Source organism: Shimia litoralis, from assembly GCF_005518135.1.
Taxonomy (GTDB): domain Bacteria; phylum Pseudomonadota; class Alphaproteobacteria; order Rhodobacterales; family Rhodobacteraceae; genus Shimia_E; species Shimia_E litoralis.
Map to the genome: position 1 here is coordinate 371,601 of NZ_SULI01000001.1, position 17,647 is coordinate 389,247.

17 protein-coding genes and 1 pseudogene are annotated in these 17,647 nt (G+C 55.5%); 10 read left to right on the plus strand and 8 right to left on the minus strand.

Annotation, left to right across the window (positions count from 1 at the left end; genetic code table 11):
- Positions 1-23 precede the first annotated feature (23 nt).
- Positions 24-1,262 (plus strand): tryptophan synthase subunit beta, encoded by a 1,239-nt coding sequence (trpB, locus tag FAP39_RS01760; protein ID WP_138014638.1) that lies wholly within the window; start codon positions 24-26, stop codon positions 1,260-1,262.
- A gap of 139 nt (positions 1,263-1,401) precedes the next feature.
- Positions 1,402-2,766 (plus strand): FAD-dependent oxidoreductase, encoded by a 1,365-nt coding sequence (locus FAP39_RS01765; protein WP_138014639.1) that lies wholly within the window; start codon positions 1,402-1,404, stop codon positions 2,764-2,766.
- Positions 2,767-2,770: 4 nt separating this feature from the next.
- Here FAP39_RS01765 and FAP39_RS01770 read toward each other — a convergent pair whose 3' ends face one another.
- From FAP39_RS01770 to pth, 4 genes are all read right to left on the minus strand, one after another.
- Positions 2,771-3,151 carry a DUF2237 family protein gene (locus tag FAP39_RS01770; RefSeq protein WP_138014640.1) on the minus strand — a complete coding sequence of 127 codons (381 nt, stop codon included), beginning with the start codon at positions 3,149-3,151 and terminating at the stop codon, positions 2,771-2,773.
- Positions 3,152-3,217: 66 nt separating this feature from the next.
- Positions 3,218-4,381 carry a serine hydrolase domain-containing protein gene (locus tag FAP39_RS01775; RefSeq protein ID WP_138014641.1) on the minus strand — a complete coding sequence of 388 codons (1,164 nt, stop codon included), beginning with the start codon at positions 4,379-4,381 and terminating at the stop codon, positions 3,218-3,220.
- 53 nt (positions 4,382-4,434) lie between these two features.
- On the minus strand, positions 4,435-5,484 hold the full coding sequence (locus tag FAP39_RS01780; protein ID WP_138014642.1) for a DUF2332 domain-containing protein: 1,050 nt from the start codon (positions 5,482-5,484) through the stop codon (positions 4,435-4,437).
- Complete coding sequence (pth, locus tag FAP39_RS01785; RefSeq protein ID WP_138014643.1) at positions 5,481-6,164, minus strand: aminoacyl-tRNA hydrolase; 684 nt, start codon at positions 6,162-6,164, stop codon at positions 5,481-5,483. The genes FAP39_RS01780 and pth overlap by 4 nt, the downstream gene beginning before the upstream one ends.
- An 85-nt stretch (positions 6,165-6,249) precedes the next feature.
- On the opposite strand from pth, the gene FAP39_RS01790 reads away from it, so the two are divergent.
- Positions 6,250-6,933, plus strand: a complete 684-nt coding sequence (locus FAP39_RS01790; RefSeq protein ID WP_171006761.1) for an FkbM family methyltransferase — start codon at positions 6,250-6,252, stop codon at positions 6,931-6,933.
- Between the two features lie 55 nt (positions 6,934-6,988).
- On the opposite strand, the gene FAP39_RS01795 is transcribed toward FAP39_RS01790, so the two are convergent.
- Positions 6,989-7,624 (minus strand): 50S ribosomal protein L25/general stress protein Ctc, encoded by a 636-nt coding sequence (locus FAP39_RS01795; protein WP_138014645.1) that lies wholly within the window; start codon positions 7,622-7,624, stop codon positions 6,989-6,991.
- Between the two features lie 194 nt (positions 7,625-7,818).
- On the opposite strand from FAP39_RS01795, the gene FAP39_RS01800 reads away from it, so the two are divergent.
- From FAP39_RS01800 to ribD, 3 genes are all read left to right on the plus strand, one after another.
- The gene (locus FAP39_RS01800) at positions 7,819-8,238 is read left to right on the plus strand and encodes a secondary thiamine-phosphate synthase enzyme YjbQ (RefSeq protein WP_138014646.1); all 420 of its coding nucleotides are present in this window, start codon (positions 7,819-7,821) and stop codon (positions 8,236-8,238) included.
- Between the two features lie 263 nt (positions 8,239-8,501).
- A complete protein-coding gene (gene nrdR / locus FAP39_RS01805; protein ID WP_138014647.1) occupies positions 8,502-8,969 on the plus strand; it encodes a transcriptional regulator NrdR in 468 nt (155 codons plus the stop codon).
- Between the two features lie 20 nt (positions 8,970-8,989).
- Positions 8,990-10,075 (plus strand): bifunctional diaminohydroxyphosphoribosylaminopyrimidine deaminase/5-amino-6-(5-phosphoribosylamino)uracil reductase RibD, encoded by a 1,086-nt coding sequence (gene ribD, locus FAP39_RS01810; RefSeq protein WP_138014648.1) that lies wholly within the window; start codon positions 8,990-8,992, stop codon positions 10,073-10,075.
- A gap of 4 nt (positions 10,076-10,079) precedes the next feature.
- On the opposite strand, the pseudogene FAP39_RS01815 reads toward ribD, so the two are convergent.
- The 3 genes and pseudogenes from FAP39_RS01815 to FAP39_RS01825 form a co-directional block, all read right to left on the minus strand.
- Positions 10,080-12,084 (minus strand): annotated as a pseudogene (locus tag FAP39_RS01815) (capsular polysaccharide biosynthesis protein).
- Positions 12,084-13,229, minus strand: coding sequence for a polysaccharide biosynthesis/export family protein (locus tag FAP39_RS01820; RefSeq protein ID WP_246058897.1), 1,146 nt, complete (start codon positions 13,227-13,229; stop codon positions 12,084-12,086). The pseudogene FAP39_RS01815 and the gene FAP39_RS01820 overlap by 1 nt, the downstream one beginning before the upstream one ends.
- Before the next feature lie 93 nt (positions 13,230-13,322).
- Positions 13,323-14,618, minus strand: coding sequence for a capsule biosynthesis protein (locus tag FAP39_RS01825; protein WP_138014649.1), 1,296 nt, complete (start codon positions 14,616-14,618; stop codon positions 13,323-13,325).
- A gap of 131 nt (positions 14,619-14,749) precedes the next feature.
- On the opposite strand from FAP39_RS01825, the gene FAP39_RS01830 reads away from it, so the two are divergent.
- From FAP39_RS01830 to nusB, 4 genes are all read left to right on the plus strand, one after another.
- The gene (locus tag FAP39_RS01830; RefSeq protein WP_138014650.1) at positions 14,750-15,337 is read left to right on the plus strand and encodes a riboflavin synthase; all 588 of its coding nucleotides are present in this window, start codon (positions 14,750-14,752) and stop codon (positions 15,335-15,337) included.
- A gap of 133 nt (positions 15,338-15,470) precedes the next feature.
- A complete protein-coding gene (ribB, locus tag FAP39_RS01835; protein ID WP_138014651.1) occupies positions 15,471-16,607 on the plus strand; it encodes a 3,4-dihydroxy-2-butanone-4-phosphate synthase in 1,137 nt (378 codons plus the stop codon).
- A 3-nt stretch (positions 16,608-16,610) separates the two neighbouring features.
- Entirely contained in the window at positions 16,611-17,162 is a 552-nt protein-coding gene (locus tag FAP39_RS01840) for a 6,7-dimethyl-8-ribityllumazine synthase (RefSeq protein WP_138014652.1), read from the plus strand.
- A complete protein-coding gene (gene nusB / locus FAP39_RS01845; RefSeq protein WP_138014653.1) occupies positions 17,159-17,626 on the plus strand; it encodes a transcription antitermination factor NusB in 468 nt (155 codons plus the stop codon). The genes FAP39_RS01840 and nusB overlap by 4 nt, the downstream gene beginning before the upstream one ends.
- Positions 17,627-17,647 lie beyond the last annotated feature (21 nt).

Consider the following 17,647-nt stretch of genomic DNA (forward strand, 5'->3'; position numbering starts at 1 on the left):
AGATTTCTATCGGAGAGACATCCATGTCCAACGACTTGTTCAACAGCTTCATGTCTGGCCCCGACGAAAAGGGCCGGTTTGGAATTTTCGGGGGGCGGTTCGTCTCTGAAACTTTGATGCCACTGATCCTTGATCTTGAGGCAGAATACGAAAAAGCCAAAACCGACGACAGCTTTTGGGCGCAAATGGATGACCTGTGGAAACACTATGTCGGCCGCCCAAGCCCGTTGTATTATGCCGAACGGCTGACCGATGCTCTTGGGGGCGCCAAGATTTATCTTAAGCGTGACGAGCTAAACCATACGGGTGCACATAAAATCAACAATGTGCTGGGCCAAATTCTCTTGGCACGCCGTATGGGCAAGACCCGCATCATCGCCGAAACAGGGGCAGGGCAGCACGGAGTTGCGACCGCAACTGTCTGCGCGCGCTTTGGTCTTAAGTGTGTTGTCTATATGGGCGCACATGATGTGGAACGTCAGGCGCCGAACGTGTTCCGTATGCGCCTGTTGGGGGCCGAAGTGGTGCCTGTTACCTCCGGACGTGGAACGCTCAAGGATGCGATGAATGACGCACTCCGAGATTGGGTGACCAACGTCGACAACACGTTCTATTGCATCGGAACCGTGGCTGGGCCGCATCCGTATCCAGCGATGGTGCGTGATTTTCAGTCGATCATCGGCAAGGAAACCCGTGAGCAATTGCAAGAACACGAAGGCCAAGGTGTGTTGCCTGATACGCTCATTGCGGCGATCGGCGGCGGATCAAACGCCATGGGCCTGTTCTATCCGTTCCTTGACGACAAATCCGTCCGTATTATCGGCGTCGAGGCCGGCGGCAAAGGCGTGAACCAGAAGATGGAGCATTGTGCATCGTTGACAGGTGGGCGCCCCGGCGTATTGCATGGCAACCGCACGTATCTTCTGCAGGATGATGATGGACAAATCCTGGAAGGCTTTTCCATCTCTGCCGGTTTGGATTATCCGGGAATTGGCCCCGAACACAGCTGGCTGCATGATATCGGGCGTGCAGAATATGTTTCGATCACGGACAAAGAGGCGCTTGCCGCGTTCCAGTTCTGCTGCGAACAAGAAGGCATTATCCCTGCGCTGGAGCCAAGCCATGCCTTGGCCCATGTGATGAAAATTGCGCCCGACTTGCCCAAGGATCATATTCTGGTGATGAATATGTGTGGTCGCGGGGACAAAGACATATTTACCGTCGCGCGCCACCTTGGATTTGACATGCAGGAAAACGACTAAAGTCACCTGATGCAACCTTTCTGAAAACCCGCCGTTATGGCGGGTTTTTTTGTGGGTGGTCACGGGTATAGGACCGAAATTTGTATGACCGTTTCAGATTTCATTTGACTGCCAGTTGCACCGTAGCAATCATCTCTGAATGGAAAAGATACTCGAACCTGCCCGCGAAATCGATGTCATTCATTCGACCGATGTTCTTGTCGTTGGATCTGGCCCCGGTGGCCTCTCTGCAGCACTGGCTGCGGCGCGTGCCGGGGTGTCTGTTACGCTGGTCGAACGGTTCGGCTGCTTTGGTGGGAATATCACCGTTGTCGGCGTTGAAGGCATGCACTGGTATCGCCACGAAGCCACGGTAGAATCCGAAGGCATCGCCAGAGAGTTCGAAGAGGCTGCCAAATCTGCAGGCGCGGCTGTGCCCGAGTCGCAGTCCCTGAGCTACGAGATCGACTCAGAAGGCTTTAAGCTGGTAGCGGATCAGATGGTGCAGCAGGCGGGAATTCACGCCATGTTGCACCGCAGTTTCGTGGCCCCAATTATGGACGGCGACAGCATTCAGGGGATTATCACCGAATCCAAGGCAGGTCGCGAGGCCATCATGGCCAAATACGTGATTGATGCCACTGGGGATGCCGATGTGGCCCACCGCGCCGGGGCTCCTTGTGTCAAACCCCCCAAAGAAGACCTGATGGCGGCATCTGTGATGTTTCATGTCGCGGGTGTCGACAAGCCACGCTTTATTGACGGAGTCAAAGCCGATCCGCAGACCTATGCAGATTGGGGGGGCGGTGGCGAATGGAACATCGAAACCACGGGCAAAGAAGACGAGATGTTTTCACCGTTCTTGCACAAACCGTTTGCCCAAGCGATCAAGGCCGGGATGATCCCGCCACATTTGAACACCATTGCGGGCACATGGGGGGCGGCGCATGACACCGGCGAACTGACCTATATGAACCTGATTCATATGGCCCAATGCGATGGCACAGACCCCGATGACCTGACCAAATACGAAATCGAAGGGCGGCGCCAAGCGATGTTGGCCATCGAGGCGCTTCGTGCGTACACGCCCGGATGTGAAAACATAAGACTGCGAAATTTTGGCATGTCTTTGGGTATTCGTGATACGCGCAAAGTCACCACAAATTATGTCATGACTGAACACGACGTACGTCACCAAGGCCGGTTCGATGATAGTATCGGCATTTTCCCGGAATTCATTGATGGATATGGGGTGCTTATTTTGCCGACCACGGGGCGTTATTTTGAAATTCCCTATCGGAACCTGCTGCCGGGCAAAGTCAAAAACCTGTTGGTGTCGGGGCGCGCCACCGGAGGCGAGAAAATTGCCCATGCGGCCACCCGAAATATGGCGTGCTGTGCGGTGATCGGGCAGGGGGCGGGCGTGGCCGCCGCGGTTGCTGTGAAATCCAAGGTTGCGCTAGATGCCGTTGACATGACGCGGGTGCATGCCGAACTGGAACGGCAAGGGAGCCGCGTGCACTAATGATCTAATGACCCGCCGGTTTTGCGTGCAACTTGAGAACATCAAACGGCACGATGTCCAATGCATGTGCATGGGTTGCCTCCAGATGCACATGCGGCGCACAGCCTTCGTCATGCGCCTGTAGGAACCTTGCGGCACACAAGCACCATTGATCGCCTGCCTTGAGTCCTGCAAAGCCGAAAGCGGGCTGGGGCGTGCTGAGATCATTGCCCACATATTTGGAATACGCCAAGAACTCTGCCGTCATCACCGCACAGACGGTATGGCTTCCTTGGTCGTCGCTGCATGTGTTGCAATGCCCATCGCGGAAAAACCCAGTTAAGGGGTCACGCGAACACAGCTCAAGCGGTGTCCCAAGTACATTGACTGATACTTCTTTTTGCATGGAGCCCCACCTTGTCATCTGTCTGCCCCGATCTTAGGGCAAACAGATCAATTCACAAAGCTGGCGTCAGAGACTATTGGCAATTTCGCGAAATATTTCGATGTTCTTGGCGCTCACACCCTCTTGGCGAAACTTGCGGTCTGCCGCGTTGCTGGCAATCACAACCCCCAAGGGCTGATTTATGTATATGTACTGACCATAGATCCCGCGTCCCAGAAACTCGCCCTCTGTCGCGCCCACTGGCACCCACCATTGATACCCATAGCCAATTTCGCCATCGGCAGTGTTGGCAGAGGCGACTGTGCTTTCTGCGATCCATGCTGCAGGCACGATTTGTTGGCCACCGTACATGCCATTTTGGGCAATCATCTGGCCAAAGCGGGCATAGTCGCGCGTGCGGATGTTCAACCCGCCCAAGACGAACGCAACACCTTGTCCGTCGGTGATGTAATAGGGGCTTTCTTCATAGCCCAGCGGCTGAATAATCTTTTCAGACAATAGGCTTACGATGTCGCGCCCTGTTGCACCGCGAATGACCATGCCAAGAACATGCGTGTCGATCGACACGTACTGCCACTGGGCACCGGGGGCGACAAACGTCTCGGAGAGACCTTGCGCAAAGTCATCCATGGTCCCGCCAAGCGCCACAACACGGCCCATTTTATTGATGTCTGAATCATAGTCCAAGTAGTCTTCGTTAAATGTCACGCCGCTGGACATTTGAAGCACATTCCGGATCGTGGCCCCGTCATAGGCGCTGCCTGTGAGGGCGGGTACATATTTTGTCACCTGATCATCCAGTGACCCGATGTGACCTTCTGCCATGACGATGCCAAACAGCGCTGACAAATAGGATTTGGCGACAGACCATGAAATGCGGCGGTCTTCAGGGTTGGTGCCGAGGTAATAGCTTTCGTGGACCATCTGGCCGTCCTTGAGCACCACAAGGGCGGTCACGGCGCGGTCTTTGATCCAAGACCCAGTGGAGGCAGGTAATGTGGCGTCTGGCCCCTTGGGGATTTCCGATACGGGACCGGTGCCGCGATCCACATCGCGGGTTAAGAATGCCCCGTTCATATGTGAAAAGTTCGCGACGATTTTTTCTTCTGAAAACAGGCTGTTCACAGCAAGAAGCCGTGTGATTTCTTCGCGTTTCCAAACATAGATGACAGCCGCAGCCAGCACCATCATCAAAAGAATTCTGCCGAGCCATTTTCCGAACGTACGCATATCACCTTCTCCGTTTTGGCAAGTTCACACGCACCGAGGGGCCAATAGCAAGTCTAACGTAGGGGAAGTTTGGCCGGAGCCTGCCAATCTACCCATCTGCCGTGGAAATCGACGCGACCCAAATTTACATGCAGATCACCAGGCCACACACGTAAGGTGAGTGCCGCACCCGGAGCCTGACCATCGGATTCCATGCTGAGCCAAGCAAGGGGGGTTCTTGTCGTGGCACGTGCACCCTGCGCTTGAATGAGCGCGGTGCCTTTGGCCTGTGCCTCGGCTGGGAAATACTGCCATGCAATCGTGTGATAGATCAGATGAAGCTGGTCCGGTGTATCGGTCAGATGTGTGTCGAGCCACGCGATGGCATCACCCTGATCTATGGTGGCGTCATGCAGATCAATGGCCGCTTGCGTGCGGTTAAGGCGGTCGCGTTGATCGGGCCAGAGATAGGCCATCAATCGCAACGCATCCGCGTCGCAAGAGGGATCGAGAGGATTGAGGTCAACGCCCCGTCGCTGCGCGATCTTGACGTCGGCGTGTGGTGGCAAACCGCCATGCCACTCAGGTGACAAGGTTACTGGGGCGTTTGTGGGACCGTATGTGTCGCCCCCAATCTGCAACGCAAAAGCATCAAACATCAGGTTCAGACCGCCGCTCGCACCCAGTTCGGAAAGACGCAGGGGCAGGCCAAACCGATCCGCCAAGAGATGCGATGTCGCAATCAAGGGTGCTGCGCGCCGGACTTCGTTGGTTTGCGGTGCCGTGTCGATCCATGCGCACAGAAATGCGTCATGGGTTTCGATCGCACGTATCAGAGCATCGGAAAGCACCTGATCAGATACCGCATTGGGCGGGTACGCATTGCAAAGATCGATGTCTTGATGGGTCAGCGTGAGCGCATGCAGACCGCCTGCGATCCGAAGCGGCAGACCATCCGCCATCGGCCCGATATCGCCTGGCCAAGCTGCGACTTTGGCTGCGAGCGCGGTGTGGTGCGGCCAAATTTTTGCAAGAACCCGCAACATGCGGCCCATAAACGGGCTGTCCAAGGCCTCGCAGTGGTCTGCTTGTTCAAGCAGCGCCGACTCAAGCGGCGTGGTCATTTGAATTTGTCCATCAAAAGCTGCATTTTTGAGCGGGTCTCTTGGGCGGGGGCCGCTGGCGTTATGTCGTGTGCTTGTTTGCCCGCAGGCTTGGGGGTTGTGGATGACCTTGGCGGTGCCACCCGAAGCGCAACCGCATTCATGAACTTGCCATTGTCGCCTTTGGCCAGCTCCTTGGCACCATCAGAAATTCCTGACAGTACGTCGTCAAGCCAGCCCTGATCGGCCTTGGAAAAATCGCGCAACACATATCCGGCCACTGCATCTTTGTGACCGGGGTGCCCAATACCCAAACGCACGCGCCCATAGGTGTCGCCGATGTGCTGGTGGATCGACCGCAAGCCATTATGCCCCGCATGACCGCCACCGTGTTTGACGCGGCACTTTCCCGGAGCCAGATCGAGTTCGTCGTGGAACACGATCACATCTTCTGGCGTCAGTTTGTAAAACCGCATGGCTTCGCCCACCGATTGCCCCGACAGGTTCATAAAGGTCTCTGGCCGCAGCAAGAGCACCTTTTCAGAGCCCAAGCGCCCCTCAGTGATTGCGCCTTGGAACTTGCCTTTCCACGGCGCAAAGCCGTGATCTTGCGCAATGCGCTCAACCGCCATGAAGCCGATGTTGTGGCGATTGCCTGCGTATTTCCCGCCCGGATTTCCCAACCCCACAAAAAGTCTCATGATGCGTTACCTGTTCTGCGTATCTGTTTTGTTGTTCTATAGTGATCCAACCCCTAGGAATCAATCAAGGGAAGAGGGCGGCGTGATGTCAGACATGGTTCACAAAGATATCAAATTGGTGTTGCCCGATTGGCTTCGGGGTGGCCCGATCGAAACCAAAATTCGCAACGGAACCTATGAAAACAAGGAATCCGAGGCGGCGCATCAACGGGTGCGCTCTGGGATGCGTGTGCTGGAATTGGGCGCAGGGCTGGGGTTTGTGTCGGCGATATGTGCGCGCAAGGCAGGGGCGGACCGTGTGGTCTGTGTCGAGGCCAACCCGCGCATGCTGGACGCGTTACGCGAAAACCTCCGGCTGAACGGTGCACGGGATGTCACGGTGGTGCATGGTGCGGTGGTCAATGGCAGCTATGATGAAGACACGGTGTTGTTTCGTGCCGGAGACCTGTTTTGGGGCGGAACCATCGTTGAGACAGGGACAGATCTTAACAATGTGGTCGAGGTGCCCGCCTTGCGGTTGCCGGATCTCCTAGAGACGCACAGGCCGCGCTTGGTGATGATGGATATCGAAGGCGCCGAACAATATCTGTTTGATGCGCGCTGGCCGAAATTTGTGAAATTTGTGGTGCTGGAATTGCATCCGTCCAAATATCCGCCACAGACAATTCAGAAAATCATCACCTGTATGTCGAAATCTGGCCTGACCTATGATCCGGTGTCTTCCAACGGACGCACGCTTGGGTTCAAACGCTTACCACGCAAGACATAAAAAAACGCGCCTCCGAAGAAGCGCGTTTTCAAATTCGTGTCGCAAGGACGCAGATTTATTCTTCTGCGGCCTCTGCTTCTGGTGCATCATCGTCTTCATCTTCGTTATCCGAAGACCGCAGACCTGATGGTGCAGAGATGTTTGCAATCACAAAGTCACGATCAATGGTTGGTTTCGCGCCAGAAGGCAGATCAACCGAAGAGATTGTGATTGTGTCGCCTACATCCAAGCCTGCCAGATCAACAACGATCTTTTCAGGAATGTCGCCAGCAGTTACTTTCAGCTCTACGTCAGGACGTACAACAGTCAGAACGCCACCGCGCTTGAGACCGGGGCACTCTTCTTCGTTGATGAATTCAACGTGAATAAAGAGGTCGATCTTGGTGCTGCGGTGCAGACGCAGAAGGTCGATGTGTGTTGGCAAGTCTTTTACAACGTCGCGCTGAACGCCGCGGCAAATGACGCGGACATCGTCGTGGCCTTCAACCTTGAGGTTGAAAAGGGTCGACAAAAAGCGGCCTTGCTTGAGTTTTTTCAACAGAACGTTGAAAGGGATGTTGATTGCGAAAGGCTCTGCCTCGCCACCATATACAACACCAGGTACCAAGCCATCGCGACGTGCCTGACGAGCGGCGCCCTTGCCTGTCCCCGTCCGGACTTCGGCATGAAGATCAGGGATCTGTCCAGCCATTAGAATTCTCCAATATGTTTAGGGCGGGAATCCTCCAAGGCTGTATTCCCGCGTGAAGTGGCCCCTTTACCCCAGTCCGATAAGATTGAAAAGGGGGCTTTGACAATTGTCTCGCGGGTCAGCGCGGTCCACGCTAGCGTTGCAGCATCGAACGGGCGTTGCCTTGCTGCGGAGCCTCGGGATATGTACGTCAAATGCATACCCAGTTTTCGATCCAGACCCAAGGGCAGGGGCTCTATGAATTCACCCGTGATGTGACGCGCTGGCTAAAGGGGCAAGACGTGTCAGACGGGCTTGTGACGTTATTTGTGCGCCACACAAGTTGCAGCCTGTTGATACAGGAAAATGCGGATCCCGAGGTCCAGACGGATTTACGCAATTTTTTCCACCGCCTAGTACCTCCGACAACTGATCCATCGATGTCGTATCTAACCCATACGTACGAGGGGCCAGACGACATGCCAGCCCATATCAAGGCCGCGATGATGCCGGTGTCTTTGTCAATTCCCATGGTTTCGGGGCGCCTTGTTCTGGGGACGTGGCAGGGGATTTATGTGTTTGAGCACCGTACCGCGCCGCACACCCGCCATGTGGTTGCGCATGTGTCGACATAAAAAAACGCCGCAAGCACGAGGCTGCGGCGCATAAAGTTTATGAATTGATAAGCCGAAGGGACTTGGCTTGATACTGATATAGGTGCTGCGGCTTTTGAGCAGCAGGGGGAAATACAGAAAAAATTCCCCTTACGCGGTATCCCTCTGTATCTAGGGGTTGCAATTATCCTCTACCCAAACTCTAGAGGGTTCCCTATAGTACCTGTGGATAAGTTGGGAAGATGCCCTAGTCCAAGAGGCAGAAGAACATAAAGGGGAAGGCCATGCGCTGCCCGTTTTGCGGAAATATTGACACTCAAGTAAAAGACTCGCGTCCGGCAGAGGATCATGTCTCCATTCGTCGTCGGCGGTTTTGTCCTGCTTGCGGCGGGCGCTTTACCACATATGAACGTGTACAGTTGCGCGATTTGGTGGTTGTGAAAACCAATGGGCGACGCGAAGATTTTGATCGTGACAAGCTGGAGCGGTCCATTCGTATTTCCATGCAAAAACGCCCTGTCGAGCCCGAGCGCATTGACCAGATGATTTCCGGCATCGTCCGGCGATTGGAAAGCATGGGCGAAACTGACATCCAATCCAAAACGATTGGTGAAATTGTCATGGAAGCTTTGGCGCGGATCGACACCGTCGCATACGTGCGCTTTGCCAGTGTGTATAAAAACTTTCAGGCGGCCGATGACTTTGACAAATTTGTCTCGGAATTGCGCCCGGAAACAGCGCCGGAAGATTAATCCTGTCAGATCAAAGATATATGTCGTTGGCCCTTGCTTTGGGCCGACGTGGTCAAGGACGTACTTGGCCCAATCCTGCTGTGGGGTGCGTGATCGTGCGCGATGGCCGGATTGTCGGGCGTGGCTGGACGCAACCGGGTGGTCGTCCGCATGCCGAACCGCAGGCACTGGCGCAGGCTGGCGCACAGGCGCGGGGGGCAACAGCATATGTGACGCTGGAACCTTGTGCCCACCATGGACAAACGCCGCCGTGTTCTCAGGCGCTGATTGACGCGGGGGTTGCGCGCGTCGTCGCCGCTGTCACCGACAGTGATCCGCGGGTCTCCGGGCAGGGCTTTGATATGTTGCGTGCCGCAGGGATTGAGGTGACCACTGGTGTCATGGCATCCGAAGCCGCAGCTGATTTGCAGGGGTTTTTCCAAAAAATTGAGCAAGGGCGTCCGTTTTTGACACTTAAGCTGGCCAGCACCTTGGATGGGCGGATAGCGACCGCCACAGGGGAAAGCCAGTGGATCACCGGACCAGAGTCCCGCCGATGCGTGCATGCGATGCGTGCTACGCATGATGCGGTGATGGTTGGCGCTGGAACCGCACGCGCCGATGATCCGTCTTTGACAGTGCGAGATATCGGTGTGTCTCATCAACCGGTTCGTGTTGTTGTGTCACGCCGTTTGGATGTGCCTCTGATGGGGAAACTGGCGCGCACGGCAAATGATGTGCCTGTATGGTTGCTGCATGGGCATGATGCGGATGCGAACTTGGTGCGCACGTGGCAAGATTTGGGGGCGATGCTGTTGCCGTGCGCCCAGCAGGGCGGGCATTTGGGCCCGACCGCTGTGCTTCAGGCATTGGGATCGCAGGGGCTGACGCGTGTGTTCTGTGAGGGCGGCGGTGCACTTGCGGCGTCGTTGCTTGCGGCGGACGTGGTGGATGAATTGGTCACCTTCACGGCGGGCATCGCTATTGGGGCCGAAGGCACTCCGTCTGTGGGGGCTTTGGGGGTTGCTGCCTTGGCGCGTGCCCCGCGGTTTGATCTCGTGGAACAACGACGTTTGGGGCAGGATATCATGTGTATTTGGCGCAAACCCGAACGCATGCGCGCCTAATCGATCAGCGCCACAGCCTGCTCCATCCTGAAAATATGCCCTGAAGCTTTGCCAGATTTCGAATGGCCAACGACGGCTTGACGATGTCTCCGCTTGTAAGGCGCATAATGGCGACCTCTACGGAACAGGCTAAGCCTGTGTTGGGGTCGAAATATCTGGGATAATCAATCAATGCAGCATGCACGAGGCTCTCGAGTGCAAGGCCATCACTGCGACGGTCAGGACATTGCGCACGATCCTCGGTCAAGCCCCAGCCAGCATAAAAGGGAACGCCAAACGTGACCACTTTCTTGCGGCGGATCAACGCTTCGAACCCCGTGCCCGAGGTCATTGTCCAAACTTCGTCGATGGCCGTGAGCAGATCATGCATATCGACCGAGGTCACAACCACATCGGCCCAGTCAGTCGCGTTGGGCACGGCGCCGTTGCGCAATCCAGCCACGACATCCGGATGCGGTTTATAGATCACAATCGCGTCGGGGTTTTGCGCTCGTACCTGTGCCAAAAGTGCGGCGTTTGTCCGAATATCCGCGCCGCCAAAGGTGAGGGACGCGTCATCCTCGACCTGACCTGGAACCAGAATTTTGCGCCCCTCTGGCAATTGGGGCAAGGCACCTGTCAGATTGTATTTGCTCACCCCCAAGGTGCACATTTGTGCCATGAGGGCTTCGACGCGTTGTGTTTGATCCGGCCGCAAGTTGCGCCGTGTCTCGATCAGGGCTTCGAGGCGGCTTTTGTGCCGGGGGTCATAGTAAATGCCCAGATCATCGCACACCAATGACAGCGGAGGGACCAATTGTGCGCCCAAACCGCGTGATCTCAAAAAGCCGTCTTCGATGCGCACTGCATTTGGTGGCGCATAGGTCGTGCCCCACGCCATGTCCCGCGCGCCATCGGCAAAATGGTCAAAGCGCATGGGCTTATATCGGCCGAACATCTTTTGCAGAGGTGTGCGCTTCCAGAGACGCATGCCGTGCCCCACCCAGCCATGACGATCCTCGCGCCATTCGCTTGTCTGCGCCTCGAGGGCATCAATGGCGTCTTCAAGCTCGCAAAGCTGATCGTTATGCGGGTCATACCAGATCGGATAAAGGATCATTGCGGCGGCAAAAAGCTGGCTGCGGGTAAGTATGCGCGTACGCCGCGGCACCGGAAATTCGTCTTGGGTCAATCCCCATCCAGCATAGAAGGGTTGACCGAAGACGCGCGGCTTATGGCCTGCGAAAATTGCCTCGAACCCCATCTGCGAAGAGACGGTATAGACACCCACAGCACCTTCAAACAGGGCCCACGGGCTGTGCGGGGTGCTGATGATCTTGACGCGATCACTCTCATCCTGCGGGCCGAAATACCCCGCGCGCAGACCTTGGGCGGTTTCGGGATGTGATTTGATCAGAACGCGACATCCGGGATGTTCCTCTTGGGCGAACACCAGCATTTCGCGGAACAGCGCGTCATTGCCTTTGCTGGCAGTGACAGAGGCATCTCCTCTGGTTTGGTCAATCACCAGAACATATCCCGGGTCCGGCGCGGGCAGGGTCGGGTCATTGCCACTGTATTTTGACAGGTGGGCCGCTTTGATACGGGCAATGGCTGTGCGGGCACGATTTAGCACCGCGCTGTCATCTAGGTGCGCCGAGGACAGGATGGTCTCAAGATCAGAGGGCGTTGTCGGATCAAAATGTGGGGCCTTGTGGTCGATACATAACCCCGATCGGAGGTTGCTGTCCCGCGCGTCCCGGCAAGACCGAGCGCAGAAGTGCGTCCTCGACATAGAGGGTGCGTGCGCCTGTGCGTTTTGCCACCGCCGCACCGCGCCCCGATGTCGGGCTTTGCCCCCAGACAGCAATCAAATCCTTTGGCTTTGGTCGACCCAAACGCAGATCATACCCCGCCAGCGACAGCATGCGTCGCAGACGTTTTTGCCAGAAAAAACCGCCGTTAAAGGCAAACAACCGCCGCGAGCCATGCTCAGCGGCGGTTGTGTCGTCAAGTTTAGGTAACGGCATTACAGACCAGCAATTTGCGCCAGTGAGTCAACCGAACTGATGCCACCCAGCGAGCCGGTTAGACCTGCAATGGTTTTGTTCCATGTGGTGATGGGGGCTTCTGTGACATAAAGCGTATCGCCGTCTCGGACGACAAAGTCACGGGCCACAAACATGCCGTTAGGTTCAGTCAGGTTTAAGACATACACCATACGTTGTGCACCTGTGAGATCGGTACGACCTAGGACCTGATTAGAGATTTCTTCAGGTTCGTTCCGGAAGATAAAGACGCCCGTTGGATCTGCGCTGTTGGACGTCAGACCGCCAACTTGGGCAATGGCTTCGATCGCGGAAAGGTTCTTAGACGTAAAGTTGACGCGGCTTTGTGTGCCTGTGGCCCCCAGTGCGGTAAAGGCACGGGTGTCTTCTTCGACCAGAATGCGGTCTCCGGCGCGCAAGGCGATATCCAGTTCTGGGTATTCATACAAATCTTGGAACCAAATCTGGCCGCGCTGATTGCCACGCAAAACGGTGACCTGTGCGATTTCCGGCGTGATGGTCACACCGCCTGCATGTGCAAGCATTGTGGACAATGTGCGTGTGGGGCGCTCGATGGCATAGACGCCTTGGCCGCCAACGCTGCCAACCAATGACACGGTTGACCCGTCACCGGCAGCACGGCGGACTTCGACCTGTGGATCAGGTGTTTGCTCTTCAAGCTTGCTGCTGATGACGCGGCGAATAGATTCGGGGGTGTTGCCAGCCGCACGAATGCGCCCTGCGTACGGCACAAAGATAAAGCCAGCGCCGTCGACCTGAACTTCGGTCAAAACGGCAGAGACCTGTCCGGCGGGACCAAGCAACGGCTTGTCGACGTTTTCCCAGATCGTCAAAGACAGCACATCACCTGGTCTGATCGTGTCAGACCCCAATTGCGCGGCATTGCGAAAATCATTGGAAAACCCCAACGCAGGGACAACTGCGGTGGTACGTGTCACGCGATCATTGACGGCGACAACAAAGGCGTCGCCTTCACGTTGAACCGAACCGGAATAAATTTCGCGCTTGTTCGGACCTGTCCGCGGCAACAGGCTGCACGAGGACACCATGGCGACTGTCGCCAACAGGGCGACGCACCTCACCCATCGGTTTTGTACGGATTTCACTGCTCGGTCTCCTCGACCTGTTATTGTTCTGCCTCAGGTTTTTTTCTTAACTTACCGGAATCCGAACTGAAAATCCAGCGCTAGACCTTGTGTCTATTGTTTCACAAGACGCAACTGTTGCCTCGGTGCCGCTGTTCCCAAGCGCAACGCATCATATGGGTCTTCGGGTGCAAGCATCATATCAACCACTTGGCGCAACAAATGTCGACGGCCGCGCGAGGAATAAAAGCCGCCGGGAACCTGACTGGTTTCCAAAAGAAACCGGCGATAGGTTTTATAGGCGCGATTGTCCGGACGTGTGGCCGTGGCGAAAAACTGGCTCAAGGGTTGGGGGCTGATGAATTCAGGCTGGTTATAGACCGCATCGCCAAACACCTTAAGTGGAATGCCGCGCCACAGTACCTGTTGCGCTGCGGTTGAGTTCACGGTGACGGCTGTACGTGCATGATTCAACAGTTGGGCAAGCTTGCCGCCCCGCACATAGTGCACCCGATCTTTGACACCGTATTTTTTGGCGAGCCGCGCGATTTCATGGCGCAACGGGACACGCCCGTCTTCCAGTGGATGGGCTTTGAAAACCAGATGATGGTGACTTGGGGCGCCAGTGGCAAAACCATCAAGCACGACATCCAGAAATTCGGTCATGGTTGAAAACGGAGAATGTTTTTGAAATGAGCTGTCGTGCTCAAGTTGTAAAAGCGCAAGATGATACGGGAACCCACCGTGTTTCACGCGGAACGTCGCCAAGCGTCGTTCGATCGCATGCACCGGCATCAACAATAGGCGGCGCACATACAGTTTGAATTCGCGGGTCACGCTCAGGGCGCGGTGGGGGCGAAAATTGCGATACTTGCGATTCTGAAACATCACGAACCAATGATAGAGCGCGCCATAGAATACGTGTTGGCGCATATCCCCCCAGTGTCCGGGGGGCATGGGCGCATCCATGTCAGCGCCTTCCAGCGCTGTTTCCATATCAGCGATATCCATTTTCATAAGCCGCGAATGTCCGTTTGATCCATCGCGCTCGTAGGTGACCCAGTAGGGGCGCAGATATCCTTCTTCAAAGACATGAACTCGAATGCCTGCCTTGCGGGCCAGATCGACGGCTTGGGCGTGAATGGGGCGCACATCGCCGTACAGCACAAGGTCGGTGATCTGTTTGTCCGCACAAATTGAAGAAAATGTGTCTGACCAACAGTCTTGGGTCTGCTCAAAGGGTAAATAGCTGTCGGTATCGCGCCAAAAGGCTTGGTCACCCGCATTAAACCCCACACGCCAAACGGTTGCGCCAGATTTGCGGAGCATTTTTCCCAAGACGTTGAAAAATGGGCCGTGGGGACCCTGTAAAAAGAGAAATACGCGATTGTCGCCGCTCGAATGTGCCATTGTAACCTGTCTTATACGCAAGTTCTTGAAGAGACCTTAGCGGAATGTTTGGGCGAAAGTAAGGCGACTTGCGCGCAGGGCTGGGGCACGCTAGGTCTGATCCGACGAATTACTTAGTAGGAAATAGGCCCATGTTCACAGGGATTATCACCGATATTGGCACGGTCCGCGACCTTGAAAAACGCGGGGATTTGCGCGCTCGGATCGAGACGTCATATGATACTCAGGGTATTGATCTTGGGGCTTCGATTGCCTGTGATGGTGTGTGCCTGACGGTCATAGAACTGGGTGATGACTGGTTTGATGTAGAAATTTCTGCGGAAACGGTATCGAAAACCAATTTGGATGTATGGGCCACGGGCCGGCGACTGAATCTCGAACGCGCGCTTAAGGTTGGGGATGAACTGGGTGGGCATATTGTGTCTGGCCATGTTGATGGTGTCGCCGAAGTTATCGCGATGCATGATGAAGGCGACAGCACACGGGTGACCTTGCGTGCGCCACAGGCATTGGCGAAATTTATTGCCCCCAAAGGCTCTGTGGCATTGAACGGGACATCCTTGACGGTGAACGAAGTGTCCGGTTGTGATTTTGGTATCAACTTTATTCCGCATACCAAGGTTGCGACGACTTGGGGGGATGCGCGTGTCGGGCATCGTATCAATTTGGAAATTGATACGTTGGCGCGGTATGTGGCGCGTCTTGCCGAAGCTGAGTAGCGGCGTAGACCATATCAAAAAAGGCTTTGACCCGAACTACGTCGCGTTTGGCTAAGGAACTGGCGCGGCTGCCTCTGGTGTTCAGGACGGTGTTGGGCTATCTGGCTGACAATAGTTTGGCGAGAGAGAGCCCATGTCTTTTGAAAAACCCGGCCCCGTAGAAGAGGCGCTGCGCGCCGCAATCAGCCCGATTGAAGAAATCATCGAAGATGCCCGTCAGGGTCGGATGTATATCCTTGTCGATCACGAAGACCGCGAAAACGAAGGTGACTTTGTGATTCCGGCCGAATCTGCGGATGCTGCCGCGATCAACTTTATGGCCATGTATGGTCGTGGGTTGGTTTGCCTGCCGATGACGTCGCAACGCATAGACGATCTGGGGCTGCCCATGATGGCGGTCAATAATTCGTCGCGTCATGAAACGGCCTTTACTGTGTCGATCGAAGCGCGCGAAGGCGTCAGCACCGGAATTTCCGCCGAAGACCGCGCATTGACGGTCGCGACGGCCATCGACGAACAAAATACCAGTGCACACATTGCGACACCCGGGCATGTCTTTCCTCTGCGCGCGCGTGCAGGCGGCGTTTTGGTACGTGCTGGGCACACCGAAGCGGCGGTTGATATCTCGCGTTTGGCAGGCAAGCACCCATCCGGTGTGATCTGTGAGATCATGAAAGAAGACGGTACCATGGCGCGTTTGCCTGACCTTGTTGAGGTCGGCAAAAAACATGGTCTGAAAATTGGCACAATTTCTGATTTGATCGCGTACCGTCACAAGCATGATAACCTTGTGCGTGAGACCCGCCGTCAAACCGTCACCGCAGAAGTCGGCGGTGAGTGGGAAATGCGGGTCTTTACAGATCAGATCAGTGGCACCGACCACGTCGCGCTGATCAAAGGTGATATCACCACGCCAAGCCCTGTGTTGGTGCGTACGCACGCGCTGAACGAGCTGGCAGATGTCCTTGGGCTTGGCCCTAAGCCGCGTGACGAATTAACCGATGCGATGCGCATTGTGGCGCAAGAGGGCCGTGGCGCGGTTCTTTTGTTCCGCGAACCGCACCCCAAGCTGGACTTTGGTGAAGAGGACGATGATCGGCCGCGTATTATCAAACGTACTGGGATCGGGTCGCAAATCATGTCGTCTCTTGGCTTGTCCGAGCTGGTTCTTTTGACAGATTCGCCTATGACCCAATACCTAGGCTTGGATGCCTATGGGCTCTCGATTGTGGGAACCCACCCAATTTCATCAGATCAAAGCGAGGGTTAACCCATGGCCGGTGCAGAACAACATTACATCATGCCACGGGCCAGCTTTGACAAGCCGGTCAAATTGGGGATCGTGATCTCGCCGTATTACAAAGACATTGCTGACAATATGCTGGCAGGGGCCAAAGCCGAGATCGAAGCCGCCAACGGGACGTTCGAAGTGATCGAAGTTCCTGGCGCTTTGGAAATTCCGACGGCCATTGGCATCGCTGAACGGTTGTCAAATTTTGACGGCTATGTCGCCTTGGGCTGTGTGATCCGTGGGGAAACCACCCATTATGAAACCGTGTGCAATGACAGCTCGCGGGCGATTCAGATGTTGGGGCTTCAGGGGCTTTGCATCGGCAATGGCATCCTGACCGTGGAAAATCGCAAACAAGCCGAAGTGCGCGCCGATCCGGCGGATCAAAACAAAGGTGGCGGGGCTGCTGCTGCGGCCTTGCATCTGATTGCGTTGACCCGTAAATGGGGCGCCCAACGCAAAGGCGTGGGCTTTATGCCAGAAGCCCAAGAATTCAAGCTCGCCGGCGAACTCAAGGACAACCCTACCGCATGACCCTTTCAGGTAACCAGAAACGTAAGATGAAATCAGCGGCGCGGCTTTATGCTGTGCAGGCGCTGTATCAAATGGAACAATCCAACCAAACCTTTGATCAGGTGCGGATCGAGTTTCTGGACCATCGGTTTGGCGAGGTATTCGAAGACCACGAGATGATCGACGGCGATGTCGGTTTGTTCTCGATCTTGCTTGAAAACGCGGTGAACCATCAGGCTGCGATTGACCAAATGACGGACCGTGCACTTGTGGCCAAGTGGCCAATCGCGCGCATTGATCCGACATTGCGCGCGCTTTTCCGCGCTGCGGGCGCAGAATTCACACAGACCGACACGCCGCCAAAAGTGTCAATTTCCGAGTTTGTCGGCGTTGCCGAAGCCTTTTTCCCTGATGGAAAAGAAGGCAAATTCGTGAACGCTGTTCTCGATCATATGGCACGCGAAGCTCGCCCCGAAGCATTTTAAGTTTCGCGGCGCATGCCGCGC